Origin of the sequence: Christiangramia aestuarii (genome assembly GCF_009735585.1) — a bacterium.
Lineage (GTDB): Bacteria > Bacteroidota > Bacteroidia > Flavobacteriales > Flavobacteriaceae > Christiangramia > Christiangramia aestuarii.
The window spans coordinates 150865-177333 of record NZ_VJVW01000003.1 but is presented as its reverse complement, the minus strand read 5'-3'; the positions used below and the strand labels follow the sequence as shown (position 1 = coordinate 177333).

29 protein-coding genes are annotated in these 26469 nt (G+C 41.0%); 9 read left to right on the top strand and 20 right to left on the bottom strand.

From position 1 onward, the window contains the following. Positions 1 to 52: 52 nt before the first annotated feature. Genes FLP08_RS08695 through FLP08_RS08685 form a run of 3 tightly spaced genes read right to left on the bottom strand, consistent with a single transcriptional unit; the run spans position 53 to position 2567 of the window. Positions 53 to 1033 carry an MlaD family protein gene (locus FLP08_RS08695; RefSeq protein WP_156275999.1) on the bottom strand — a complete coding sequence of 327 codons (981 nt, stop codon included), beginning with the start codon at positions 1031 to 1033 and terminating at the stop codon, positions 53 to 55. 5 nt (positions 1034 to 1038) lie between these two features. Beyond that, entirely contained in the window at positions 1039 to 1791 is a 753-nt protein-coding gene (locus FLP08_RS08690; protein WP_156276659.1) for an ABC transporter ATP-binding protein, read from the bottom strand. Further along, positions 1791 to 2567, bottom strand: a complete 777-nt coding sequence (locus tag FLP08_RS08685; RefSeq protein ID WP_162431001.1) for an MlaE family lipid ABC transporter permease subunit — start codon at positions 2565 to 2567, stop codon at positions 1791 to 1793. The genes FLP08_RS08690 and FLP08_RS08685 overlap by 1 nt, the downstream gene beginning before the upstream one ends. A gap of 319 nt (positions 2568 to 2886) precedes the next feature. Here FLP08_RS08685 and FLP08_RS08680 point away from each other — a divergent pair, with 319 nt between their 5' ends. Further along, complete coding sequence (locus tag FLP08_RS08680) at positions 2887 to 3837, top strand: aldo/keto reductase (RefSeq protein WP_156275995.1); 951 nt, start codon at positions 2887 to 2889, stop codon at positions 3835 to 3837. A gap of 27 nt (positions 3838 to 3864) precedes the next feature. On the opposite strand, the gene FLP08_RS08675 is transcribed toward FLP08_RS08680, so the two are convergent. The 4 genes from FLP08_RS08675 to hisS form a co-directional block, all read right to left on the bottom strand. Further along, positions 3865 to 4896, bottom strand: coding sequence for a DUF6515 family protein (locus FLP08_RS08675; protein ID WP_156275993.1), 1032 nt, complete (start codon positions 4894 to 4896; stop codon positions 3865 to 3867). A gap of 30 nt (positions 4897 to 4926) precedes the next feature. After that, the gene (locus tag FLP08_RS08670) at positions 4927 to 5658 is read right to left on the bottom strand and encodes a DUF2092 domain-containing protein (protein ID WP_156275991.1); all 732 of its coding nucleotides are present in this window, start codon (positions 5656 to 5658) and stop codon (positions 4927 to 4929) included. A 165-nt stretch (positions 5659 to 5823) separates the two neighbouring features. Continuing rightward, positions 5824 to 6420, bottom strand: a complete 597-nt coding sequence (locus FLP08_RS08665; protein WP_156275989.1) for a DUF502 domain-containing protein — start codon at positions 6418 to 6420, stop codon at positions 5824 to 5826. A gap of 135 nt (positions 6421 to 6555) precedes the next feature. Continuing rightward, entirely contained in the window at positions 6556 to 7929 is a 1374-nt protein-coding gene (gene hisS / locus FLP08_RS08660; protein ID WP_156275987.1) for a histidine--tRNA ligase, read from the bottom strand. 134 nt (positions 7930 to 8063) lie between these two features. On the opposite strand from hisS, the gene FLP08_RS08655 reads away from it, so the two are divergent. Continuing rightward, positions 8064 to 9302 carry an ABC transporter permease gene (locus tag FLP08_RS08655; protein ID WP_156275985.1) on the top strand — a complete coding sequence of 413 codons (1239 nt, stop codon included), beginning with the start codon at positions 8064 to 8066 and terminating at the stop codon, positions 9300 to 9302. 77 nt (positions 9303 to 9379) lie between these two features. Here FLP08_RS08655 and FLP08_RS08650 read toward each other — a convergent pair whose 3' ends face one another. The 4 genes from FLP08_RS08650 to rpsF form a co-directional block, all read right to left on the bottom strand. Beyond that, entirely contained in the window at positions 9380 to 9853 is a 474-nt protein-coding gene (locus FLP08_RS08650; RefSeq protein WP_156275983.1) for a DUF6495 family protein, read from the bottom strand. A gap of 131 nt (positions 9854 to 9984) precedes the next feature. Further along, positions 9985 to 10434, bottom strand: a complete 450-nt coding sequence (rplI, locus tag FLP08_RS08645) for a 50S ribosomal protein L9 (protein WP_156275981.1) — start codon at positions 10432 to 10434, stop codon at positions 9985 to 9987. Positions 10435 to 10446: 12 nt separating this feature from the next. After that, on the bottom strand, positions 10447 to 10746 hold the full coding sequence (rpsR, locus tag FLP08_RS08640; RefSeq protein ID WP_026916063.1) for a 30S ribosomal protein S18: 300 nt from the start codon (positions 10744 to 10746) through the stop codon (positions 10447 to 10449). Positions 10747 to 10748: 2 nt separating this feature from the next. Further along, positions 10749 to 11087, bottom strand: a complete 339-nt coding sequence (gene rpsF, locus FLP08_RS08635; RefSeq protein WP_156275979.1) for a 30S ribosomal protein S6 — start codon at positions 11085 to 11087, stop codon at positions 10749 to 10751. A 163-nt stretch (positions 11088 to 11250) separates the two neighbouring features. Between rpsF and FLP08_RS08630 the strand changes: the two genes are divergently transcribed. Beyond that, positions 11251 to 11961: a LytR/AlgR family response regulator transcription factor gene (locus tag FLP08_RS08630; protein ID WP_108172217.1), complete on the top strand. Its 711-nt coding sequence runs from the start codon at positions 11251 to 11253 to the stop codon at positions 11959 to 11961. Positions 11962 to 12008: 47 nt separating this feature from the next. On the opposite strand, the gene priA is transcribed toward FLP08_RS08630, so the two are convergent. The 5 genes from priA to nadC form a co-directional block, all read right to left on the bottom strand. Further along, complete coding sequence (gene priA, locus FLP08_RS08625; RefSeq protein WP_156275977.1) at positions 12009 to 14462, bottom strand: replication restart helicase PriA; 2454 nt, start codon at positions 14460 to 14462, stop codon at positions 12009 to 12011. Between the two features lie 140 nt (positions 14463 to 14602). Beyond that, entirely contained in the window at positions 14603 to 15028 is a 426-nt protein-coding gene (locus tag FLP08_RS08620) for a DUF2147 domain-containing protein (RefSeq protein WP_156275975.1), read from the bottom strand. Between the two features lies 1 nt (position 15029). Next, positions 15030 to 15590, bottom strand: coding sequence for a chalcone isomerase family protein (locus FLP08_RS08615; protein WP_156275973.1), 561 nt, complete (start codon positions 15588 to 15590; stop codon positions 15030 to 15032). Between the two features lie 32 nt (positions 15591 to 15622). Continuing rightward, the gene (locus FLP08_RS08610) at positions 15623 to 16546 is read right to left on the bottom strand and encodes a YihY/virulence factor BrkB family protein (protein WP_156275971.1); all 924 of its coding nucleotides are present in this window, start codon (positions 16544 to 16546) and stop codon (positions 15623 to 15625) included. A 1-nt stretch (position 16547) separates the two neighbouring features. Then, positions 16548 to 17405, bottom strand: coding sequence for a carboxylating nicotinate-nucleotide diphosphorylase (gene nadC, locus FLP08_RS08605; protein WP_156275969.1), 858 nt, complete (start codon positions 17403 to 17405; stop codon positions 16548 to 16550). Between the two features lie 51 nt (positions 17406 to 17456). Between nadC and rlmH the strand changes: the two genes are divergently transcribed. Next, entirely contained in the window at positions 17457 to 17930 is a 474-nt protein-coding gene (rlmH, locus tag FLP08_RS08600) for a 23S rRNA (pseudouridine(1915)-N(3))-methyltransferase RlmH (RefSeq protein ID WP_156275967.1), read from the top strand. 9 nt (positions 17931 to 17939) lie between these two features. Beyond that, complete coding sequence (locus tag FLP08_RS08595) at positions 17940 to 18512, top strand: non-canonical purine NTP diphosphatase (protein WP_156275965.1); 573 nt, start codon at positions 17940 to 17942, stop codon at positions 18510 to 18512. 35 nt (positions 18513 to 18547) lie between these two features. Here the strand turns inward: FLP08_RS08595 and FLP08_RS08590 are convergent, their stop codons facing one another. Next, complete coding sequence (locus FLP08_RS08590; RefSeq protein WP_156275963.1) at positions 18548 to 19222, bottom strand: hypothetical protein; 675 nt, start codon at positions 19220 to 19222, stop codon at positions 18548 to 18550. A 341-nt stretch (positions 19223 to 19563) separates the two neighbouring features. Between FLP08_RS08590 and FLP08_RS08585 the strand changes: the two genes are divergently transcribed. Both FLP08_RS08585 and FLP08_RS08580 read left to right on the top strand, forming a co-directional pair. Then, positions 19564 to 21348, top strand: a complete 1785-nt coding sequence (locus FLP08_RS08585) for a DEAD/DEAH box helicase (protein ID WP_156275961.1) — start codon at positions 19564 to 19566, stop codon at positions 21346 to 21348. Between the two features lie 79 nt (positions 21349 to 21427). After that, complete coding sequence (locus tag FLP08_RS08580; protein WP_156275959.1) at positions 21428 to 22180, top strand: carboxypeptidase-like regulatory domain-containing protein; 753 nt, start codon at positions 21428 to 21430, stop codon at positions 22178 to 22180. Here FLP08_RS08580 and FLP08_RS08575 read toward each other — a convergent pair. From FLP08_RS08575 to FLP08_RS08565, 3 genes are all read right to left on the bottom strand, one after another. Beyond that, positions 22177 to 22707 carry an SRPBCC family protein gene (locus FLP08_RS08575; protein ID WP_156275957.1) on the bottom strand — a complete coding sequence of 177 codons (531 nt, stop codon included), beginning with the start codon at positions 22705 to 22707 and terminating at the stop codon, positions 22177 to 22179. The two genes, FLP08_RS08580 and FLP08_RS08575, sit on opposite strands and share 4 nt — an antisense overlap. Before the next feature lie 35 nt (positions 22708 to 22742). After that, entirely contained in the window at positions 22743 to 23396 is a 654-nt protein-coding gene (locus FLP08_RS08570; RefSeq protein ID WP_156275955.1) for a TrmH family RNA methyltransferase, read from the bottom strand. Positions 23397 to 23458: 62 nt separating this feature from the next. Beyond that, positions 23459 to 25048, bottom strand: coding sequence for a superoxide dismutase family protein (locus tag FLP08_RS08565; protein WP_156275953.1), 1590 nt, complete (start codon positions 25046 to 25048; stop codon positions 23459 to 23461). 146 nt (positions 25049 to 25194) lie between these two features. Here FLP08_RS08565 and FLP08_RS08560 point away from each other — a divergent pair, with 146 nt between their 5' ends. Then, positions 25195 to 25878 carry an SIR2 family NAD-dependent protein deacylase gene (locus FLP08_RS08560; protein ID WP_156275951.1) on the top strand — a complete coding sequence of 228 codons (684 nt, stop codon included), beginning with the start codon at positions 25195 to 25197 and terminating at the stop codon, positions 25876 to 25878. After that, on the top strand, positions 25878 to 26411 hold the full coding sequence (locus FLP08_RS08555) for a hypothetical protein (RefSeq protein WP_156275949.1): 534 nt from the start codon (positions 25878 to 25880) through the stop codon (positions 26409 to 26411). The genes FLP08_RS08560 and FLP08_RS08555 overlap by 1 nt, the downstream gene beginning before the upstream one ends. Positions 26412 to 26469 lie beyond the last annotated feature (58 nt).

Genomic DNA, 26469 nt, shown 5'->3' with positions numbered 1-26469 from the left:
AATTGTCTTGCCTCATAAAGTTAAGATTTAGGCAAGAGCTGTTAAACTATCTTTAATTACCGGTTTCTCTTCTTTCCCTGCGCTCCAGTCTTCTGAAATATCCTCGAAAAAGCCAGTTATGCCTTAGTGCTTCCATATTTTCATTCAGTTTAAGGGAAGACTCCTTGATATTGATCATGGTCGTATCTATGTTTTTGACCAGTTCCTGATCTTGTGTGAGATAATTCAAGGCTCCCTGACCATCTCTAATTTCGCTGACCATAGCATCTACACTTTTGGTAATTTCTTTAATCTGATTGCTGGTAGAGTCTAGGTTCCTAATGAGGTTTTCCACCCGGTTCCTTGAAACGGTATCATTTAATAAAGTTCCCGCCACGCTTTCCTGCATATTGATCTTGGATAATTCCCGGTTTATTTTCTTCATGGCTCTAGAAGTTTGCTCACTGGTTTCCTTTAGATTGGTTAGGGTCAGTTTGATATCGCTAGCCAGGGTAGTGTCACTAACAAGCACCCCCAGGGTCCCTTTGGCTTCAAGGATCTTATCTGTGATCTTCAGAAGGTCTGACGTAAGCAGGGCCGCGTTTTCATTGGTCACGTTTAGGGTAGAGAGCATATCATCTGCGCCAATCCTGCTATAGGTCTCAATGGTATCGCCAGGTTTTATCGCGGCCAGGTCTTCCTGTCCAGGAAGGATGTTCACGACCATGCTCCCCACCAGTCCATCTGATCCAATAGAAGCGATCGCGTCTTTTTTAATAAAACTTCCAGTAGACTCCTCCACCATCATCTGGACCACGATCCTGGCATCTCCTATCATTTCTATCCTGCTCACATTACCAACATTGATCCCGGAGTATCTAACATTATTGCCTATCTGGAGACCATTCACATTTTCAAATTCAGCATAGACCTTCATGTTCCTGGTGAACAAATGTTGCCGGTTACCAATGAAATAGAGGGCTGTGATGAGAATAAGCATTCCTATGACCACAAAGACCCCTAATTTTATTTTTTCTGATGTCGATTTTTCCATGATCTTTAATTTTTAAAAAAGGCCTTCACCTGCGGGTCATCAGAGCTTGATAATTCCTGAAAAGTGCCTTCAGCATAATTTATTCCGTCTACCAGCAGAATCATCCTGTTGGATATCACCCTGGCACAATCTACATCATGGGTAATGATGAGCGAAGAAGTATTATAAGTGTCCTGGATACTTCTCATAAGCTGTATGATCTCCTTGGAGGTTATTGGGTCCAGCCCCGTGGTTGGTTCATCATACAGAATGATCTCGGGCTTCAGGATCAGGGCCCGCGCGAGGGCTACTCTTCGCTGCATCCCTCCGGAAAGTTCGGAAGGCATTAAATCCAGGGTATGTTCCAGCCCAACATTTTTCAGGGCTTCCCTTACCAGGGTTTCTGTATTCTCTTTCATCTGAAGTTTCTTTTTATGCCTTCTCAGCGGAAATTCGAGATTTTCCCGAACCGTCATAGAATCATATAGGGCACTCCCCTGGAATAGAAAGCCTATATGAGTCCTTAAAAGGTCTAGTTCTGAACGTCCCAGAATCTCGATATCCTGCTCCTTGATCCTGATAATTCCGCTATCGGCCTGCATAAGACCTACCAGGCATTTTACCATCACAGATTTCCCCGAACCAGATTTACCCATCACCACCAGGTTCTCCCCTTCAAATAGTTTCAGGTTGAATCCGTTTAATACATGTTTATCACCGAAGGATTTTTTTAGGTCCTTGATCTCAAGAATAGGCTGTATTTCTTGTGAGGCATTCATCATCCATACAATATATCAGCAACAAAAACAGCGATAAAATCTATTACGAACAGGAGCATGGAGGTATATACCACGGCTTCATTAGAGGCTTCTCCTACTCCAACAGTTCCTTTGGAACAATTGTAACCTTTGTAGCAGCCAACCAGCCCGATCGCAAAACCAAAGAAGAAGGTTTTAATGGTAGCAGGGATCAGGTCGGCGAAGGTAAGCGCATCAAAAACCTGGTTAAAATAAAGAAGGAAGGATACTTCTCCTTTAAGGTTTTCAATGATCGCTGAACCAAACAGGGCAATCGCGTCCCCGATGATAACCAGCAGTGGTAACATCAAGGTAGTAGCAACGATCCTGGTCACCACAAGATATTTGAACGGATTGGTACCCGAAACTTCCATAGCATCGATCTGCTCCGTAACCCTCATAGAACCTAGCTCTGCCCCTATACCAGATCCTATCTTTCCGGCACAGATAAGCGCAATGATCACGGGCCCTATTTCTCTTACGATAGATATACTTACCATAGACGGCATCCAGCTTTCCGCCCCAAACTGCATCAGGGTAGGCCTGGATTGCAAGGTAAAAACAAGCCCCAGGATAAAGCCGGTCACTCCTACCAGCAGAAGGGATTTATTCCCCATTTGGTAGCATTGTCTCAAAAGCTCGCGAAATTCGAATGGAGGCTTAAAAACCTCACGGAAGAAGCGACCCGTAAATAAAAAAAGGTCACCAGCCTCTTCGAAAAAGGCTAAAAAATTATTCCAAATGCCGCTTCCTGCCACTTTAAATAAGATTAGAATATTAAAGATAGACAGAAAGCGGTCCAGTTCAAAGCATTGTGTTACAGTTAATTAAGATAATTACTCTTATGAAATTCGTTCTATTAAATAAACAACTCCCTGGCTATCTGAATTTTATACGATAAAGTAAAACCAGAATTTCTCAACCAACTATGACGGTCATCAGAATTTCCCTAAAATTACTCTCTCAGCGGAGCCTGTGAACGGAAATTCCCTGCCGGCTGTTAAACTAATTTTAAGATTAAGCAGAGTAAATGGGATTTAGAGCCTTATATCTTATATTATCTTGAAAAACCGAATTATGGAAAAAAAACAATTAGGAAATACAGACTTATATACTTCACCAATAATATTTGGAGGTAATGTTTTTGGCTGGACCGTCAACGAAAAACAATCCTTCGATCTTCTGGATAAGATCCTGGATATGGGCATAAATCATATAGACACGGCCGATGTTTATTCGCGGTGGGCCGAGGGAAATTCTGGTGGCGAATCTGAAACCATTATAGGCAAGTATTTTCAGGATAGGGGCGGTCGCGATAAACATATAATTGCAACTAAAGTGGGCTCAAGCATGCAACAGGGCGGTGATAAGGATATCTCGAAAAAGCATATCATGAAAGCAGTTGAAGACAGCCTGAAAAGGCTTCAGACAGATTATATAGACCTTTACTATACTCACTGGGATGATAACAAAACCCCGGTAGAAGAAACACTGGGAGCCTATCAGCAGCTTATCAAGGAAGGAAAGGTAAGATATATTGGAGCTTCAAATTTATCTGAAGACAGACTGCAAGACTCCCTCGACGCTTCCAAAAATGAAGGTTTGCCCAAATACGAAGTTTTTCAACCCGAATACAGTCTGGTGAAAAGGGATAAGTTTGAAAACGGTATCAGGAAAATTTGTATGGAAAATAACCTGGGAGTAGCCAGCTATTTTTCACTTGCCAGCGGATTCCTTACCGGGAAATACAATTCTAAAGATGACGTAGAAGGCAGCAGCAGGGAAATGTTCCTTAAAGATTATTTTGATGAAAGAGGAAAAAAGATCCTGAAGGCTCTGAAAGATATTTCAGATCACCGTAATATATCCCAGGCCGGGATCGCTTTGAGATGGATCATGGAAAGACCCGGAACTACTGCGCCAATCGCCAGTGTTACCAAATCCGGGCATTTACAATCTTTCCGTGAAGCCATGGAAAATGAACTAAGCAAAGAGGAAATGGAAAACCTTAACCAGGCGAGCAATTAAAAGACAGCCTCCTGAGGGAGGCTTTTCTTAGGATTCTTCTTTGACTTCAACAACCTCATACATGTTTTTGCCATCTACCTGCACAGGTTGATAGTAGGTTTCTCCATATTTTACAAAGGTCTGTTCTCCTACTCTCACTTCCTCAGCACCTTCAGGCAGGTTAGGAACTATGGTCCCGGCAGTTGGTGGCACCACTTTGTAGGTCTCCCCATCTTTTTCATAATAAGTACCTCCGTAATAGTAGTTATTGGTAGTTTCATTCACTTCCACGGTTTGGGAGCCTTCAGGTAAGGTTTTGATCTCAGCTCCTACCGGAGCCTGAACAACTCTGTAACCTTCAGCTTCTTCTATATAATACACTCCCTGGTCATAATGATATCGTTGGTTCTCAATACTTATGATTATGGCCGTGGTTGCCAGACTGGTCACAAAATATCCCCAGGGATGCCAGTAAGGCCCCCAGTAAAATGGACGGAAAGGATGATAATAGTAAGGCCTGAAAGCATAAAACCTAAAACCACCAAAGATATAAGGTGGTCTTACATAGATCCTGCCGCTACTGCGCACCCTGGTATTCCTGATATTTATTTCCCGGCTATTATCAATATTTATATTAACATTATTCTTTCCCTTATCTATATTGATATTATTTCTGTCTCCCGGGTTCCTGTTACCGGGATTTCTGTCTCCCGGATTTCGATCAACAGGTCGATCTCTGTTAACCGTTTCACGGCCTGTAGATGGTCTGGTTGCAGGTGGTCTTTTGATCTCAGACCTGTCCAGTTTTCGATCTCTTGAAACATCCCTGGAAGGCATTTTGGTATTCCTGGTTTTTACCGCACCGCCATTAATTGAACGGTTCGTTGGCCGGGACATATTCCTGGTGTTTACATTCCTGTTGGGTCTTGATGGTGCTGGTCTAGCTGCGGGTCTGGACATTTGTGGCCTGCCTCCCCGATTTATTCTCTGCGCCTCCATATTCTGAAAAGGAGCTACGAATAAGAATAGTGAAAATACCAGGAAGACATATGGAAACCGGATGTATGCTGAAGTTTTCATTCTAATAGAAATTTAATTCGGGAAATCATTTTAAAAGCTTTTAGTAGCCATGATGGCTATGTTCTTCGCTTTTGGTGGCGGTTCAAAAGAAAACATTTCCTCTGGCAGGTCTGGATTGATCTCCCAATTCTTGAAATTCACTTCATATTGCTTATTCAAATCATCTTTATGAATGATGAGAAATCTCTCAGGAAGAAAAAAAGCATTATTGGCTACCCATAATTGCAGGTTGGTATTTTCATTCACCGCCATGATATGGAAACAATTAATTCCGTCAACTTCCTTTTCTCCCAGGTATTCTATGTGCGGAAAATCTTCCAAAAGAATATCCACGAATCCTGGAAAGAAAATATCTGCTGCCGGAAATTCAATATCAAAGTTCCTGTAAATACTATCCATCATGGTAATGATATCTGATGGCGCATCGATTACCGAATAGTTATTCTCATCAAAGGAATAATAGACAAGCGTTGCTCCATTATACCAGTAGCCTTTATGGCCAGCCGAACCATTAACCTGTACATGCATCTTATCTGGCCCAACCATATAGACTTCGTTTTCAGAATATTCCCTAACCAGGCCAAGCTTGCTTTTCGCTACGTCCTGGGAAATATTGGCGGTAAAACTCACAGATCTTAAGCCGCCTATCAAGTCTGCCATTCTATCGAGTATTCTAACGGCTGTGGTGTCCAGACTTGCAGTTTCCTGGGCATTCAGATAAATACTGCAAAAAAGGAATAACAATAAAAAAGACTTTTTCATAATTCATATTTTAAACTAACTGGTATTCGAATTCAGCTTCAGTAAATCATATCCAGGAATTACTAATTCTTGAATAATGTAGGCTATAAATTCAGGTTCTGAGGCTTAGAGAATGAGGCAATAAAAACTTTGACTTATAAATATAATCAACTAGTAATTAAAACTTTATAATTTATCCAGTTCCGCGTATTCTTCAGCACTAAGGCCTTTACCGAATTTCACCAGGAGTTTCATGGCTTCCTGGCGTGGAATATGTTTATAAATACATTCAGCTTCCCTAAGCAGGATGACCTCGCCATTGCTTATTTCCGGGGCATCGGGTATGAAAATGCTTAAATAACCATTGTCACTTTTAAAAGTTATAAAGGCGATCTGGAAAGCTTCTTCCCTTTTTAATAAAATAGACTCCCAGCTATCATCGGAATCTTCATCTTCATTAAAAAACCTGAACTTGAACCTCCTCAAGGCCGGGAAGAGAGTATACGCAGTTTCTTCCAGGCTTGAATTCCATTTTTTTAGTAAACCCAAATGGATCAGGTAACCACTAAGAAAACAAATTAAAAGCACGAAAATAATTCCCAGCAGGCCTATGGTTGCGGTTCCGAATATGCTTTCAATCCCAAAAAAAGCAGCCATTTTTCGAACTATTGGTCCCACCAAATGAAGGGCTTTTAAGATAATGGCGACCAGGATGACCAACGGGAAAAGGAAAAGCAAGCCTCCTACGATTAAGGTTCGAACCGGTTTTTTGAATGCTGACATTTTCTGGCTATAAAATCACAGTATTAATATAGCGCAAATAATTGATTTTCAGAAGAGTTGAAAATGATGTCTCTTAAAATAAAAAAGCCCTTACCAATTAACTTGATAAGGGCTTGATATTAATTTGGATGAATTCTAGTTCTGAAGTTTTTCTTTTAATCCGGCAAGATCAAGACTGGACTGTTCGCCAGACTTCATATGTTTTAAGGTAAACCTGCCCTGTTTCATTTCTTCTTCTCCGGCTAGGACGGTATATGGTATATTCCTTTTATCTGCATACTTCATTTGTTTACCCATTTTTGCAGAATCTGGGTAGAGTTCTGCAGTCACATTCTCCTTCCTTAGTTCCCTAACCGCTTTCATGGCATACAAGGCTTCCCTGTCACCAAAATTAATAAAGAGCACCTTGGTATTCTGAGTAACCGTCTCGGGAAACAGTCCAAGTTCCTCAAGAACCAGGTAGATCCTGTCCAGACCAAAAGATATCCCAATCCCGCTCATATTCTTTGATCCAAAAATTCCGGTTAGATCATCATAACGGCCACCACCACCAATAGATCCCATCTTGACCTTTTCTGGTGCGGCAACTTCGAAGATGGCTCCAGTATAATAGTTCAGGCCACGGGCAAGGGTTACATCAAGATCTAATTTTGCAGTTTTAAGCGGCATTTCCTCGATCGCATTCTGGATGAACTGTAATTCCTCAATTCCCTTCTGCCCGGTTTCCGAACCTTCAAGAATAGACCTCAGGCCTTCAATTTTTTCAGAAAAACTTCCGGAAAGATTAAAGATAGGCTGTATTTTGGTCAGCGCTTCTTCAGAAATTCCTTTTTCACGCATTTCCTTTTTTACACCTTCTTCCCCAATTTTATCCAGCTTGTCCAGGGCTACCGTAAAATCTATAAGTTTATCCTGCTCCCCGATCACTTCGGCAAAACCTGAAAGAACCTTTCTATTATTGATCTTGATAGTAACTCCCTCCAGTCCCAGTTTATTAAAGACCGAATCATATAACTGCACGAACTCAACTTCCTGCCACAGGCTGTTACTTCCCACCACATCTGCATCACATTGGTAGAATTCCCTAAACCTTCCTTTTTGCGGGCGATCTGCCCTCCATACAGGTTGTATCTGGTACCTTTTAAAAGGAAATTCGATCTCATTTTGATGTTGTACCACGTAACGGGCAAAGGGCACAGTTAGATCATAGCGTAAAGCTTTTTCACTTATAGATGCAGTAAGGCCGGCACTATCTTTTGCTTCAAGGGCAGTTTTATCGGCCTTCTTTAGAAAATCTCCGGAATTAAGGATCTTAAAGATCAGTCGGTCACCTTCATCTCCGTATTTCCCCATCAGGGTTGAAGAATTTTCAAAGCTAGGTGTTTCGATTGGTTGAAATCCGAACCTTTTAAATTCTGATTGAATATTTTCAAAAATATAATTTCTCTTTGCTACTTCTTCCGGTGAAAAATCTCTCGTACCTTTTGGTATTGACGGTTTTTGTGCCATGATCTGTTTTAAGCTGAATTTGCTATTAAGGATTGCAAATATCTTAATTTTTAAGCGAACCCAAACAAATTTGATTTTTTAAGTAACAAAGTTGCTAAATTAGAGTCTAACCGGTAAGCCAGAAAATTCAGCCCATGTTTTCACTTTTTCGGGAAAATATAAGGATCGCCCTTAATTCCATAAGAAACCAATCTCTAAGAACCATTCTAACGGTACTTATCATCGCTATTGGGATTACCGCACTAGTAGGTATTCTAAGTGCCGTGGCGGCTCTTGAAAACACGATAAGCAAGGATTTTGCCTCTATGGGCGCGAACACTTTTAACCTGCAGCGTTATGAGTTCCGTACCCAGAGTTCCCGAAATGAAGACAGGAAAGTAAACCCGGTTATCAGTTACCGGGAGGTGAAAGAATTTGAAGAGAAATTCGAATACCCATATACAGAAACTGCGATTTCCTTTACCGGAACCTCTTCTGCAGAAGTTAAATACGAGAACGAAAAGACAGATCCAGAGATATCTGTGTTGGGAGTAAATGAATATTACCTAGAAAATTCCGGTCTTGAAGTGGAAGACGGGCGGGAATTCAATGTTTTTGATATAGAGAACAACAATAATGTTGCAGTCATAGGCTCAGATTTTAAGGATGGGATCTTTAAAGGCTTCGATCCGGTAAACCGGACAATCAGTATACGCGGGGCTAAATTCAAAGTGATCGGGGTACTGGAATCCAAGGGAAGTACCTTCGGAAATAATCAGGACCTGCGGGTTTTTATTCCCATACAACACGCACGTTCCATCTTCTCCCAGCCAAACATCAATTACAGCCTGAGCGTTAAGGTTGAAGATAAGGAGTTACTGGATGCTGCTATGGATGAGGCTATAATTACCTTTAGAAATATACGCGGACTGAATCCGAAGGAAGAAAATAATTTCGGGCTTGAACGCAGCGACGATTTGATAAATCGAATACTTTCAATTACCGGAGCCCTGAATATCGCGGCCTGGATCATATCAATCATTACTATTTTTGGATCCTCCATCGCCCTGATGAACATCATGCTAGTGACCGTAACCGAAAGAACCCGTGAGATCGGAGTTAGAAAAGCGCTTGGTGCGAAAAAGAACACCATCGCGACCCAGTTCTTCCTGGAAACCCTTGTTATAGGACAAATAGGTGGATTACTAGGGATCATCCTAGGGATACTCATTGGATTTGCCGTAGCCTCCTCTTTGGATTTTGCCTTTACCACCCCCTGGAAAGCCATGCTTTGGGCAACCGGAATCACTATCCTTGTCGCGATCCTGGCCGGCAGTTACCCGGCAGCAAAAGCCGCCAAACAGGACCCGATAGAATCGCTTAGGTATGAATAGGTTAATTTGAAAATCGATCAATTTGAAAATGCAAAAGTCTTTCTGCTAATTTTCAAATTGGATAATTTTCAAACTACTTAATCCTGAACAACCTTTTGGAAATACTGGTATAATTCACCTTGAGTAATGTTAGCTCCCTGCTTGATAAGAGCAAAGATATCCTTGTTCCTGTCCTCGCTAATGGCTTTGGTCGAAGTGTAAATATTAACGGCATCGTCCATAAGGTTGGTTTGCAACCACTGGTAACCTTCCCTGGTCGTAATATCTATAGCCTCATTTTCTACCTTAATAGCGATTAACTCGATGGTGGCAGTGGTGATCCTGAAAAGAAAGATCTGCTGAGGAGAAAAATGCTCCAGGTACTCAACTTTGTTTAGTACGCCTTCCCAAATGAGATCGCTGAAGATATCCAGTTCTTCTTCTGCGGCTTCAGGTTTGTCCTTTTTGATCTGCTCCCATTCTTCTGCAGTAATAGACTGAGTGGCCAGAAAATTAATGAATTCCTGGTGCATCTCTTCAAACTGCTCTTTTGTTAATCTTGCGTATTTCATGCTATTCTTTAATGCTTCCGCTACCTGGCGGGATTAATTAAATGGAAAAAGTAGAACTATCAAATCAAGTTCTGTAAATAAGAAAAGCCCACTCAATGAATGAGCGGGCTTTATACTATAAATAAAATAAATTAAGCTTCCGCTACAACGTCAAAGGTAAAGTTAGAAATCACTTCACGGTGAAAACGCAAAGTAGCTTCGTACTGTCCTAAACGCTTGATGTTTCCACCAGCGATGCTAATATATTTCTTTTCGATCTCTACACCTTCTTTAGCAAGAGCGTCTGCTAGATCACCATTGGTGATAGAACCAAATAACTTATCACCTGCACCTGCCTTAGCAGTAAGTTTGATCTCTAGGTTATTAAGTTTTTCAGCCTGTTTCTTAGCTTCTTCAATATGCTTTTGTTCTTTATAGGCGCGCTGCTTCAAAGTTTCAGATAGAACCTTTCTTGCAGAAGGAGTTGCCAGTTCAGCATATCCTTGTGGAATAAGATAATTTCTTCCGTAACCGTTTTTTACAGTTACAACATCATCTGTAAATCCTAAATTATCTACGTCTTTTTTAAGTATCACTTCCATAACTGCCTCTTTTTATTTTAATAAATCACCTACGTAAGGCATTAATGCTAAGTGACGAGCACGTTTAACGGCTGTAGCCACTTTTCTCTGAAACTTCAAAGAAGTACCTGTTAAACGACGAGGTAAAAGTTTCCCCTGTTCGTTTACAAATCCCATTAAGAAATCAGGGTCTTTGTAATCTACGTACTTAATACCAGATCTTTTGAATCTACAGTATTTTTTAGCTTTGGTAGTTTCTATATTAAGCGGAGTAAGATACCTGATCTCTCCGTCTTTTTTCCCTTTTGCTTGTTGTTCAATAGATGTTGCCATGATTACGCTTTTTCCTTGTTACGTTTTCTTCTTTTCTCAGCCCAAGCTACCGCATGCTTATCTAACTTTACAGTTAGGTAACGCATCATACGCTCGTCTCTTCTGAATTCCAATTCTAGCGGCTCAATAACCTCACCAGGAGCTTTGAATTCAAATAAGTGATAAAAACCACTTTTTTTGTGTTGGATTGCATAAGCCAGTTTTCTTAGGCCCCAATCTTCTTTAGCTACCATCTCAGCCCCTTTCGAAACAAGAAAATCTTCGTATTTCTTAACTGTCTCCTTTATCTGCTCATCAGATAAAACGGGATTCAAGATGAAAACAGTTTCATAATTGTTCATAAAATTATTCTTTAAATTAAATCGGGTGCAAAAATAGAATTAATATTCCTTATTTCAAAGCATATTAAGAAGGATAAAACACAAATTTTACCGACGTAAAATAATTTTACCTTGTATTTCTTATTTTTAATGAGTAATATTGTTTATGACTAACCTATAAACCGTGGAAGAAGTACTACTCAAATGTGCCGTCGTTGATGATTCCAGCCTGCAAAGGCTATCAATTGTGAAATTGATCAAGGATCATCCAAATCTTAAGCTTGTCGCAGAGTACAACAATGCTATCGAGACCAAGAATGGCTTATTAGATACGGAAACTGACCTCATTTTTCTCGACATTGAGATGCCGATACTTTCCGGTTTTGAACTCCTGGATAATCTTCCTAACAAACCGCAAATTATATTCGTAACCGGTAAAACGAAATATGCTTTTAAAGCTTTCGATTATGATGCCGTAGATTACATTCATAAGCCGGTAACCAAGGACAGGTTCAATAACGCAGTGAACAAGGCTGTAAACCTTTACAAATTAAAACATCAAACCGCTGTACCAGAAGATGACGATTTCATTTTCGTAAAAAGCAACCTGAAGAACAGGAAGGTCTTCCTTTCTAAACTTAAATACATTCAGGCCCTTGGCGATTATGTGAAATTTGTGACCGAAAAAGATAATTTCGTGGTGCTTGCCACCATGAAATCTTTTGAGAAGCAGCTTCCGAGTGAACGTTTCCTTAGAACCCACAAATCTTATATAGTGAACCTGGATAAGATCGAAAGATATAACAGTAAGAACATAGAGATCGATAAGGAAAAGCTGCCTTTAAGCCGCCATAAGAAGGCAAACCTGGTAGAGGCACTTAGCGCGATACAATAAAAAATAGAACACCTTATACTATTCAAAGCCGCTTTTAAGTGGCTTTTTTATTGCGGATCTACATTAACCACTACTCTAACCGACCGGTAAGCTCCAATGGCCCTGAAAGTGGTAAGTATTCTATGAACCATTTTCTTGGTTTTACCCAGGGATTGTTTTTTGGGGATCTTGATAAGTATGTTCTTATAATACTCATTTCTGATTCGCGCTACGGGTGGAAATTCCGGCCCCAGTACATAGCGATCAAAAACATTTTCCAGTGCCCTGGCCAGCCATTCGGCAGCCTCATTGGTCTTAGAATAATCCCGGCATTTAAGAGTTAGCCGGATCAACCTGAAATATGGCGGATATTTATACTGGTAACGGTCTTCCAGCTGCTCATGATACATGCCCTGGTAATCGCCGGTAGAAACCTGCTGAATGATCTGGTGATGGGGATTATAGGCCTGTATGAGCACCTTGCCCCTTTTCTTGGTTCTTCCAGATCTTCCGGCAACCTGAAGCATTAATTGAAAACTTCTCTCGTGCGCCCTAAAATCCGGGAAATTAAGCAGATTATCTGCATTCATGATCCCTACAAGGCTAACCTTCCTGAAATCCAGCCCCTTGGTAAGCATCTGAGTTCCTATGAGTATATCTGTCTCATGATTTTCGAAAGCAGCGATGATCTTTTCATAGGCGTGTTTTCCACGAGTGGTATCCTGGTCCATTCGTCCTATCTTGTGATCTGGGAATAACGCCTTCAATTCTGTTTCTACCTGTTCTGTCCCAAAACCTTTGGTAGTAATATCATTACTTCCGCAGGCCATGCATTGATGCTGCATAGCAATATGATACCCGCAATAGTGACAACGCAACTGATTGTTATGACTATGATAGGTAAGACTCACGTCACAATTGGGACATTGCGGCGAATGCCCGCAGGTATTACATTCCATTATTGGAGAAAACCCCCTCCTATTCTGAAATAGGATGACCTGCTCCTCTTCTTTTAAACTTTCGCGTATCTCCTCGATAAGCCTTTCAGAAAAATGACCTTTCATTTTCCTCTTTTTATGCGCGGTCTTAATATCTACCACTTCCACCTCGGGCATAAGAACATTTCCATATCTCCTGTTAAGCTCTACCAGGCTGTATTTGTTATGTTCTGCGTTAAAATAGGATTCTATGGAAGGTGTTGCCGAGCCCAGGACAATATTTGCCCCGAACATGTTTGCCAATACTACTGCCGCATCCCGGGCATGATACCTTGGTGCAGGATCATATTGTTTAAAAGTGGATTCGTGCTCCTCATCTACCACGATCATTCCAAGGTCCTGAAAGGGAAGAAAAATACATGAGCGGGCTCCGATCACTATCTTACCTTTCTCTGAATTATCCAGTACCTTTTTGTAGATCTCTACACGTTCGTTGATTGAGTATTTACTATGATAAACCAGTACTTTGTCACCAAAATAATTCTGAAGTCGCTTTATAAGCTGCGTGGTAAGTGCAATTTCTGGAAGCAGATATAGAGCCTGCTTTCCTTTATTAATGGCCTCCTCGATAAGCTTTATGTAGATCTCGGTCTTGCCTGAAGATGTTACCCCATGCAACAGGCAAACACTGTTATTTTCGAAGCTCTCCGTGATTTGGTCATAGGCCTGCTGCTGAACATCATTCAAATTTATTTCGTGGGAACTTATCTCGCCTGTAAAAACCACCCGATCTGTCTCCTCATAAAATTCCCGAAAAATATCTTTATCGATCAGGCTTTTTAAAACAGCTGAACTGGCCTTAGATTCTTTCAAAAGCTCTTTTACCTTCAGAGGTTTTTTAGATTTAGCGGTGATCGAAAAATAGGACATCAGGATCTCCCTTTGCTTAGGGGCACGAGAAAGCTCATCCAGCAGAGTATGCATTTCGCTTTCAGCCTCAAAGGCCGGGTTGAGCCTTACAAACCTTATTTCTTTTGGTTTGAACTGCTCGTAGATTTCCTGGTTAAGATCAACCAGGTTCTTAGCAACCAGTTTATTGATCACAGGCAAGACCTTTTTGCGGTCGAGGAGCTGCTCGATCTCCTGTATCTTCATGGAAGACTGCCTTTGCAAAGCCTCGGTTACCAGGTATTCATCATCATTAAGCTCAGCAGATTCTATTTCGGCATCCTTGCTCAGCTTTACGATACTTTCGCTTTCCAGCAAAAAGGCTCCCGGAAGGGCGGCTCTCATCACCTCCCCTTCGGTGCACAGATAATAGGTCGCCAGCCAATTCCAGAAATTCAGCTGCTGACCGGTGAGCAGGGGCTTCTCATCGAGGATCTGGTGAATAGGTTTCGCTTCGTAAACTTCCGGAGGCTTCTGATGTATTTCAGCAACTATACCGGTGTAAATCCTATTTTTCCCGAACTGCACCGCCAGGCGCATTCCCGGCTGGATAAAATGCGCTTCTTCTTCCGTAAGACTATAAGTAAATCTATTGTCCAGTGGTAAAGGCAGAATAAGATCAGCGAAATAGGGCATTTTGTTGGATTGGTTAATAGAAAAAAGCTGTTCCTAATTTCCAGCTCATTTTCTAACTATAGAATTCAAAAATATTAAGAATCTTTAGTTATTTGAAAACAAGACTGAAAGTTTAAGAACAGCTTTTAAATCAGCGCAGCTTATTTAACTCTGCGCCAGGTCTTTGTTTTATAAAAGAATGAGATATATCCGCGAACCTTAAGGATATCTGGATTATTTTCATCAAGCCAGATCTTACATCGGTATTTTTTACCGGTCTTAGGGTCTACAATGGTTCCACCAACATATTCATCTCCCTCTTTTTCCAGGCCTTTCATCACTTCCAGGCCCTGTATAGGTTGATCTTTAAGTTCTCCTTCGCATAGGGTGCATATCCTATCGCGATCTTCTGCATTCACAATATGATCTACTTTACCAAAGATCTTATCGTCCTTCTCATAAACCTTTACTATAGAATTCACTTTTCCTTCCTCATTCCTGTTCTCCCAGCGCCCAAGAACAGATTGCGCCTGTACAGGTAGATTCAGAAAAATGCTTAGTAGAAAAAAAAGGGGCAGTTTTTTCATATTACTTACCAAGCATGGCTTCTTTTAGGTCATCGTCTGCCGGCTTATTAGAAAGCCAGATCCCGAATAAGGCCTTTTTGAAATTCATTCCTTCGATCGTTCCAAGCTCTTTATCATTCTTATAGGCTACCACACCTTTGTTTGGCATATAAACGATATCAAAAACATCGTTCTTCTTGATCTCTTCCATAAAGAAACCTTTGAATTTCTTGATCTCAGCAGCAAGTGGCTTGGTATTACCATTTGTGGAGTTCTCGAAACCTTCGTTCACGGCCTCGACCATTTTATCACTGGTAATTAGCTTGGAAACGATATGCAGTTTAATGCTCATAGGCTTATCTGCAGCCATGATCGCAGAAGCGTCAGAAGATTTTTCTGCCAGGTATAACCCTCCGGCATATAAATCTATCCATAATTTTTCTCTAACTCCGGCTCCGTTAAGGGTCAGGGTTTGCCCCTGGAAACTTTCGGTGTTAGGAAGATTTACTCCGCCAACCTCGGTTTGAGCAGAAGCGATTCCAGTAAACATAAGGGCTACAAATACAAATACTATTTTTTTCATTGTTTAGTAATTAGGGTTATTGTTGATTAAAGTTATTTATAATTTTTTTTCAGTTTTATCAATGATGCATTCAGTTCAAAGCCTAGCAATAACATGTTCGAGTTAAGCCAGATATAGAACATCAGGATCAATAAAGCACCAATGGAGCCATAAAGTTCGTTGTAATTTGAAAAGTTCGTGATATACAAACTAAACAAAAAAGTGGTTATCATGATCAATATGGTGGTGAACAAGGCTCCAACAGAAAAAAAACGTGCCTGCCTTGCTTCCCGGGTTCCAAAATAATATAAAATTGCCACTGCTGTATATATTAGGATAATAAATCCGATATATTTTATCAGGTTTGCTCCAAAACCATCTGAATTTACCAGGCCAATGTCGCTAAGATCCTCCAAAGCATATGTAATATATACAGCTCCTATCACAGATATAAGCAACAACAATGCCAGTATGAGCGAAACTCCCACGGCCACAGCATATTGCCGCGGAATCGACCGATTATTCTTTGTATGATAACTGAATTCGAAGCCGGTGAAAATCGCATTTATACCATTGGTCATTAGAAAAATGGACAGGAAGAAGGCTACAGATAACAGCCCCCCGCGCGGGGTATTGGCAATATCCTCGAAAATAGTTCCGAAAAAGTCTGAAGTTTCCGGAGGCAGCAGATTGTCCATAAACAGAAGGAACTGTATCTGAAAATCGTCGATAAAGGTAATATACGGGATAAGGTTCAGGATAAACAGCAGAAAAGGAAAAATCGCCATAAAAAAGCTAAAGGCGATAGAACTGGCCCTGGTAGAAAAGGTGCCCCTAACAATTCCTCCCCAGTAAATGATCCAGAGATTATAAAGCGACAACCCTTCTAAACCCGGCAAAATGATCTTCTTGGTTTTACGTTTCCACCAATCAGAAAATTTTTCAAGTTTAGATTTGATCGCTTTTTGTGGGGCCATATTAAACGGCTTTTAAGCTCAGGTCCAGGTTATGCACAGAATGGGTTAAGGCTCCGCTGGAAATGAAATCCACACCACATTCGGCATAGCTCCTGGCAGTTTCCAGGGTGATGCCACCACTGGATTCGGTTAGGCATTTGCCACCAATTAGCTCCACTGCTTTCCGGGTATCCTCGTAATTGAAATTATCTATCAGGATGCGGTAAATACCGTCCGACTTCAAGATCTCCCTGATCTCACCCATGTCCCTGGCCTCTACGATAATCTTAAGATCCAGATCATTTTCCTTTAGATAAGCCTTGGTCTTGTCGATCGCTTTGGTAATTCCTCCGGCAAAATCTATATGGTTGTCCTTAAGCATGATCATATCATAAAGGGCGAAGCGATGGTTCTCTCCCCCGCCTATCTTTACCGCCCATTTCTCTATGGCCCGAATGCCCGGTGTGGTCTTCCTTGTATCCAGGATCTTTGTTTTAGTACCTTCCAGTTTACGAACAAATTCAGAAGTTTTGGTAGCGATGGCACTCATACGCTGCATGGCATTAAGAACCAGCCTTTCTGCCATCAGGATAGACTGGGATGAACCCTCTACAAAAAAAGCAATATCACCACGTTTAACCGGGTCACCGTCTTTCATCCTGATATCAAGTTTCATTTTAGGATCTACATATTCGAAAACCCGCCTGGCAAATTCTACCCCTGCAAGCACACCCTGGTCCTTTACCAGGAGCTTAGCCCTACCGGTTGCAGATTTGGGGATGCATGCCAGGGAACTGTGATCGCCATTGCCAATATCTTCCCTGATAGCATTCTTAATAATTAGTTCAATTTCTTTTTCAAATTGTTCCGGTGAGATCATTTTCTCTGCTTATTTTTGTAAATGTAGTAAAGTCTGTACTAAAATCACGGGATGACCATAAAATTAGTCTGTATAGGAAAGACAGATAAAAAGGAACTGGAAACGCTTATAAAGGTCTATGCAGATAGGCTTCAGCATTATATCAAATTTGAATTTGAGATCATCCCCGATCTTAAGAAAACCAAGAACCTGGATGAGAATCAGCAGAAAACAAAAGAAGGTGAGCTAATCCTTGCAGGGGTACAGAATTCCGATTTTGTGGTGTTATTAGATGAGAACGGAAAACAATATAGTTCTGAGAACTTTTCAGAATACATACAGAAAAGAATGAATACCGGTCTTAAACGACTGATCTTCGTGATTGGAGGACCCTATGGCTTTTCTGAGACGGTTTACTCCCGGGCAGATTCTAAGATATCGTTGTCAAAGATGACCTTCTCCCATCAAATGGTGAGACTTTTCTTTACCGAGCAGTTATACCGCGCCTTTACTATTTTAAAGAACGAACCTTATCACCATCGCTAAAACCAGCTTATGAAACTAGTATTTGCCACACATAATAAGAATAAATTCAAGGAGATAAAGAGTCTCCTTCCGCATCATATTGAATTGCTATCACTGGATGATATAGGTTGCGAAGAAGATATTGAAGAAACCGGCGACACCATAGACGAGAATGCTATCATCAAGGCTGAATATGTTAGAAATCATTATGGCTATGACTGTTTTGCAGACGACACAGGCCTGGAAGTAGATTCCCTGGCCGGCGCACCCGGAGTCTATTCCGCAAGGTATGCCGGGGAACAGAAAGACGATAATGCCAATGTAGATAAACTATTAAGACAGCTGGAAGAAAGGGTGGACCGCAGCGCAAGGTTTAAGACCGTGATCGCGCTCAATCTTAAAAGGAATGAAAACCTTTTCACGGGAATTTGTGAAGGCATTATCGTGGATGTTAGACGAGGAAATAACGGCTTTGGCTATGACCCGATCTTTCAGCCCACAGGATATGACAAGACCTTTGCAGAAATGGATCTATCAGAAAAATCTAAGATCAGTCATCGCGCAAAGGCCTTTAGAGAACTTATTGAATATTTATCAAAATAAAAGGTCTCATATTTTAACAGGACCTTTTTGTAAATCTATTTTAAAGAAATATTTATAACTGGATGATTTCCACTGTTATCACGGAAAAGTGAAGTTATATTTAATTTTTTCTCTGTATTTATCTCACCGCAGCTAATCTCCCCTGTTTCGAAATTTATTTGCGCGCCATCAAATACTTTAGAATTTGCCTTGAGAATATTTGCAGAATCGAAAGGCGGTGCAATAAAATAAATCTGGAAAGGACCAAAATCAAAAAAGTCATAATCAGAAATTAGACTCACCTGCAAATGACCAGTCTTATTCTCCTGGCACAGATTGGAATACATCAAATTGTCTTCATAATCATAAACTTCAACAGTTGGATCATTAGACCTGAAAAAGAATTGAGCCCGATCTTCTGAAAAAAGTTTAATCAAAAACTGTTCATCCAGGTCATAGATCCAAATAAATCCTTCAGCTGAAGAAAATCCAAAAAATTGGCTAAATCTACGGCTAACTATAACAACTCCATTATTATCATCTTTTCCCTTATTCAGGTCATTGAATTTAGAAATCACCAGATTCTTGAATTCCTGTTTTTGAATAACTGCAAGAAATTCGGCCTGAACCACCGTAGCACTTTTAGTTAAGGGCAGATCCTCGTTTTCCTGTTTACTACAACCTATGATCGTCAAAGCGATCAACAGGCCCATCAATTTAAAATGTCTCATAATGCCAAATTTTTTGGTTGATAATTTATTCATAACATAACTGGCAATTCAATAAGGCATCCCGGGAACAGATTTTAGCTTAAATATACTATCGAAGAGCAAAATTTTTAATTGGGGAAACCCGGTATATTCGATCACCCACAAGGATTAAGAGCCTGTAAATCTGATTACTACACCAGTTATTTGCAATAAAAGCTGTTTATCAAAAATAAAAGTGTACATTTGCCGCTTGAAAAAATTCCTCAGGGTGAGGATGTGTTACCGGAAGTTTAGGTTTAAGTATGTCGATTCGCTTCTTATGTAACACTTACATATCATAATCGAATACTTACATAAAACGAATGAACGCATTCCAAAAACTTGGACTTGACGCAGACTTGCTCAAGGCCATCGAAGACATGGGCTTTGAAACCCCTAGTGAAGTACAGGAAAAATCTATCCCAATCTTATTAGAACAGGAAACCGACCTAGTGTCCCTGGCTCAAACAGGAACCGGTAAAACAGCCGCTTTTGGTTTCCCACTAATCCAGAAAATAGATTCAAATTCTAAAAAGACCCAGGCATTGATACTTTCACCTACCCGTGAACTATGCCTGCAGATCACCAATGAACTAAAGAACTATTCAAAGTATAAAAGATCTTTGAACGTAGTGGCTGTTTATGGTGGTGCAAGCATTACCGACCAGGCAAGATCTATCTCCAGAGGTGCACAGATCATCGTTGCTACCCCTGGAAGAATGCAGGATATGATAAGGAGAAATCTTGCAGATATCTCTTCTATCAACTACTGTGTACTGGATGAGGCAGATGAAATGCTGAACATGGGATTCTATGAGGATATTAAAAGTATCTTATCTCATACTCCAAAAGAGAAAAAGACCTGGTTGTTCTCTGCAACCATGCCTAAGGAGGTGGCCAAGATCGCCAAGAAATTCATGACAGATCCAAAGGAGATCACCGTAGGGTCAAAGAATAAGGGAAGTGTGAACGTTTCCCACGAATATTACCTGGTGAATCATCGTAATCGTTATGATGCTTTAAAAAGGCTGGCAGACGCCAATCCCGATATTTTCTCTGTGATCTTCTGTAGAACAAAAAGAGACACTCAAAAAGTCGCTGAAAAACTTATTGAAGACGGATATAATGCCGCGGCATTGCATGGAGATCTAAGCCAGAACCAGCGTGACCTGGTAATGAAGAGTTTTAGGACCCGCCAGATCCAGATGCTAGTTGCGACAGATGTTGCTGCTCGCGGGATAGATGTAGATGATATTACCCACGTAATAAACTACCAGTTACCAGACGAGATCGAAACTTATACCCACCGTAGTGGTAGAACCGGTCGTGCAGGAAAACAAGGGGTTTCCATGGTTATTATTTCCAAAAGTGAAGTTCGTAAGATTAGAACGGTAGAGAAGATCATTCAGCAGAAATTCGAAGAGAAATCCATTCCTGATGGAAAGGAGATCTGCAAGACCCAGCTTTTCCACCTGGCGAACGATATTAAGAAGACAGAGATCAATCACGATATAGACCCTTACCTTCCAACCATAAACGAGGCTCTGGAAGAATTTAGCAAGGAAGAGCTTATCAAGAAATTCTTTTCTGTAGAGTTCACCCGCTTCTTTAACTATTATGAGAAGGCGCCAGACCTTAGTTCTGAATCTGCTGGCGGAAGACCGACAGTTTCTGAAGGAAATACAAGGTATTTTATCAATGTTGGTTCTAAGGATGGTTTCGACTGGAAAAGCCTGAAGGATTTCCTTACCGGAGAACTTAACCTGGACCGTGATGATATTTTCAAGGTAGACTGTAAGGCGAGCTTTTCATTCTTTAATACGGATGAAAAACATACCGATCTAATTCTTAAGACCTTTACAGATTATCAGCAAAACGGCAGATATGTAAATGTAGAGATCACCAACGACCAGAAACCTGAAAAAGGCGGAGGCCGTAGAAAGGAACGCGGAGGCGGAAAAAGAAACGGCAAAAACTTCAACGACAATAAAGGAGAAAACTTTAAAGGAAGAAGAAGGTCAGACCGAAATGATAAAAAAAGCAGCCGAAAGGGAAGTCGGAACAAAAACATCGAAAACTCCCTGAAAAGAAGGCGCTCTAAAGCATAGTTAAATAAAATGCCAAACTTAATTCCTTAAGTTTGGCATTGTTTTTTATAAGGATTTTATATTTTTAGCCCCGATTGTTATGAAAAACACCCTTTTTATATTTCTCTTATTCTTAACGGGATATGTATCTGCGCAGGATATGGTATCGGGGACTGTTATGAATGCCGCGAACGACAAACCTATCGAGAACGTTCATATTGTTAATTTGAATCAGGTTAAAGGTGCCGTAACCAATGAGCAGGGAGAATTTAAACTGCAGGCTACGGTAAATGACACCCTGTATTTTTCCTACCTGGGTTTCAGATCTATAAGGGTTAGGGTGACCAATGACTGGTTAAAGTATGGAAATGTAAAGGTGAAAATGACCGAACTGGGATTTGCCCTGGAAGAGGTCACGGTGAACTCTGTTAAATTGACCGGTTATCTTGAGATCGACGCGAAGAATATTCCTATATACGATAATTACAGGTATAGTATTTCCGGATTAAATTCTGGGTACGAAGGTGGAGACTCCTCTCCAAATGCTGTTACCAAGGCGCTGAGATCGCTTTCCAACCCTGCCGACCTGGTCTATAATATCTTTGGTACCAGGCCAAGACAAATGAAGAAACTGCGGCAGATGAAGCAGGATGACAATATCAGGAACCTGCTTAGAAATAAATTCGACAGGGAAACTTTAATGGCGCTGCTTCAGGTGAACCGCGCCGAGATAGACGAGATCCTGAACAACTGTAATTACTCCCAGGATTTTATGAAAACAGCGAATGACCTGCAGATCCTGGACGCGATCAACAGCTGTTACGAAGAGTATAAAGTTCTTCAGAAGAATTAATTTTTTTCGAGAATCTGTTTCAATTCCTTTAGCCCTTCCTCGAATTTTTCTCCCAAGGCTTTTTCCGGAGAGTAGAAAATACTGATAATAGTAAGCGGAAATGCAAGGTTGCCACGAACACCCCAAACCATTTTGGTCTTTTCAGCATCTATTTCTTTTACCCCAATGTAAGTAAGGGCATTTACCTTAACCGGTTTAATAAAAAGTATCTTTGTTTCGAAAACCCGACCCTGTTTTACCTTGACGATTCGCTGTACCCCCTCACCTACTTTCTTGTTCCCATTCCAGTAGAAACTTGCATCAAGCTTCCCATCTTCACCTTTATATTTTAAAATCGCCTGTGGATCCCTTTTGAACCAAGGATTCCATAAAGGCTGTTTTTTTAACTGTCGTATAAAATTGAAAACTTCTTCGCGAGGTTTATTGATCACCATGGTCCTGCTAACATCATATTCTTTCTTTGCCCACGCGTGTAAGAAAGCAAAAAAGGTGATTAATGCTATAATTAAATAGAAAAAGAGGGTCATTGGTTAGGTTTAAGGCGTAGAAAAGTTACAAATAATTACTGATTCAAAAAGCGTTCAATAATTTGTTCTGAATTTTTAATGGTTTTTTTGGTCCAGCCCAGGCGTAGCTTTTCCTTTTCAACTTCACTAAGTCTCCAGTCAATATTGGAAGCGGTTAGTTTAGCCCGAAGGCTTTGCAGGATAATGGCGGCAGAGACCGAAATATTCAGACTTTCGGTGAAACCTACCATGGGAATTTTGATGGTGGTATCTGCTTCTTTCAGTATCTCTTCAGACAATCCATCCTTTTCGGTTCCAAAGAATAGGGCTGCCGGTGTACTAATATCAAAATCTTCCAGTAAAACCGAGTCATCATGAGGACTGGTTGCTACGATTCTATAACCATCCTCACGTAACTTTTTTACACAATCCCGTGTTGAGGAATAACGATTGATATTTACCCACTTCTGGGCTCCCATCGCAATTTCTTTATCAATCCTTCTAGGGATCTTCTCCTCTATAACGTGAATATTCTGAACCCCGAACACATCACAACTTCTCACCACAGCGCTGGTATTATGCAACTGGTAGACATCCTGGGCCACCACCGTAAGATGATTTGTGCGTTCTGAAAGTACTTTTTCAAATAAAGATCTTCTCCTTGGAGTAAGGTATTCCTGAAGATATTCTAAGATTTTTTTGTCGTCCATTTCAGCAGTAAAAATAAAAAACCCGACCTAAGTCGGGTTCTCTTTTTTAAAGAAATTTATGCCTATGAAGCATTCATCCCAATATCCCCCTGGGCTACAAGTACTCCCAGTTCTTCAGCACTTAAATGCACATTAATATATCCGTCATATTCTATCAGGGTTCCGTAATCTACCATTTCGCCGTCTTCTCCTTCAGCAGCATCAAAGGCGGTCACATTGGTCATACTCATCCCGGTACTTCCATTTACACTGTTTAAACTAATCGCGATATCCCCAGGAGCATTTACTACAGACCCCATGTGAATATGGGCAGGATGCATTGCTCCGGGCACGGTATTTTCAAGGGATAGAACCACAAGGGTTTCTCCATTTACTCTTTGTTTGAACATGGCAGTTCCCATGATTCCGGGTACATCCACAGTGTTCAGGTCGTAAGTTACAGCCTCACCGGTAAGTTCGTTCTGCCCTATATCACCCTGGGCCACTAAGGTTCCAAGATCCTCTGCACTTAGATGTACATTAATATAACCGTCATAATCCAGCACATCGGCATATCCGAACATAGTATCATCATCTAACATGGCCACATTGGTCATACTCATACCGGTAGTACCATTCACAGGATTGAAGGTAAAGGCAATATCACCACCTTCTGCGGCAGTATTCATATGTATATGCGCCGGGTGCATGCCTCCATCAGGAGTTCCTTCCAGCATTAAAGTTGCCAGGGCCTCTCCATTTACTCTTTCTTCAAAAACTGCAGTTCCCATGATCCCTTCTACATCTTTTGACTCCAGATCATAGGTTTTAGATTCCCCGGTAAGTTCGTTCTGGCCAATATCACCCTGAGCAACAAGTGTTCCCAATGCTTCAGCACTTAAGTGAACATTTACGTACCCGTCGTAATCAAGAACTTCTGCATATCCAAACATAGTTCCGTCGTCCAGACTGGCAACATTGGTCATGCTCATTCCGGTATTCCCATTTACAGGCGTGAAGGTAAAGGCAATATCGCCACCTTCGGCAGCGGTATTCATATGTATATGTGCCGGGTGCATACCATCATCTGGAGTATTTTCCAACATAATGGTCGCGAGGGCTTCTCCATTCTCTCTTTCCTGGAACAGCACTGTTCCCATGATGCCTTCTACATCTTTTGTTGCTAATTCGTAAGATTTCATATCTCCGGTAAGGTCATTTTCACCAATGTCTCCCTGGGCGACTAAAGTGCCAAGATCATCAGCACTTAAATGTACATTTATATACCCGTCGAAATTCACCGCCTCTTCGTAAGTAATAGGCGTTCCATCATCCAAGGCTGAAAATGTAGTAGTGCTCATTCCGGTAGCTCCGTCTATAGGGTTAAAGCTAAGGGCAATATCACCACCTTCAGCAGCAGTGTTGAAATGGATATGTGCCGGGTGCATCCCTGAAGTAGTTCCCTCAAGAGAGATCTCTACGGTTGTACTATTGTCCTCATTCTGCATAAAGGTGGCGGTCCCTGAAATTGACGGGTCGCTCACAGAAGTCAGGTCAAAAGATTCGGTCTCCCCCATATTGTCTGGCCCCACAGGCTGCATGGAGTCATCATCTGAACAACTCAGAAATAAAATTGGTAATGCTATGTAAATAGCGCGAAATAAATTTTTCATCAGATTAAGTTATGAATTATTAATAATTTGTTTTGGTTGAAAAGCCGTATTTTTCTTTTCATACTTTATTTATCTACTCTTAGATACGTGCTTAAGTGAAGAGGCAGACGTTAAGAATATCAGAATAAGTGTTAAAAAATGTTAATATGAAAAATGTAGTGGTCCTCACTGGGGCCGGAATTAGCGCGGAAAGCGGAATCAAAACTTTTAGAGATGCCGACGGACTGTGGGAAGGCTATGATGTTATGGAGGTGGCCTCCCCGGTTGGATGGGAAAATAATATGGAACTGGTGCTGGACTTTTATAACCAGCGAAGACGCCAATTATTGGAAGTTGAGCCAAATGAAGCTCATTATGCCCTGGTAAAATTACAGGAAAGATACAACGTGAAGATCATCACCCAGAATATCGATGATCTGCATGAGAGGGCGGGTAGCGACAACGTAACCCATTTGCATGGTGAACTGCTTAAGGCCCGCAGCACTTTTGACGAAAGCCTGGTAATGGACTGGAAAAAGGATATTAACATAGGAGACTTTTGTGAGTATAACCATCAGCTTAGGCCACATGTGGTATGGTTTGGCGAAGCCGTACCTATGTTCCAGAAAGCCGCAGAGATCGCAGAAAATGCCGGTATCGTGATAGTTGTGGGCACCTCCATGCAGGTATATCCTGCGGCCAGCCTTATAGATTTCACTCCAAAGGAAAGCCCAATTTATTTTATAGATCCAAATCCCAATATCAGCGCCGGTGGTAATCTGGAGATCATTAGCAAAAAAGCTGTAGAGGGAGTCCCGGAATTAGTAACCAGACTTTTAAATGAGGCCTGATGAACTTCGAAGAAATCCTTGAAAAAACAGATACCACTCTTAAAAGCAGGCAACAGGCTGCGGTCCTTTTTCTAAAACACCCACAATTTCTGAAGTTTTGCGTAATGATCATTCAGAAAGCCAGGCCATTATCCGTTAAGGCGTTGTTCATTCTTGAGGTATTAAGCAGGCAGAATTTTGAAATACTTATTCCCTTTATCCCAGATTTGATAAGATCAGGAAAATACCATTCAGATTCGGCCTGCAGGAGATGCCTTGCCAAGATCTATGGCCTCGCCCTTGAAAACAATTTTTCCAGTTCTACTTTAAACCTAAGTCCCGAGCTGAAAAAAGAAATTCTGGAGCTTTCATTTACCTGGCTGGTCTCTGAAGAGAAGGTAGCGGTAAAAGTTTTTTCCATGCAAAATATATATGAACTAAGGAATGAAGACTCTTGGGTAAAAGAAGAACTAAAAGGCATCCTGGAGAAGGATATTCAGAAGTCTACCGCAGGATACAGGTCCAGGGCTTCAAAGATTTTGAGGAAATTATAGCTTCGGTTTTCTAGTAAATTTTGAAGCGGTATCTTTACGCCTTTAATTTTTAAAAGTA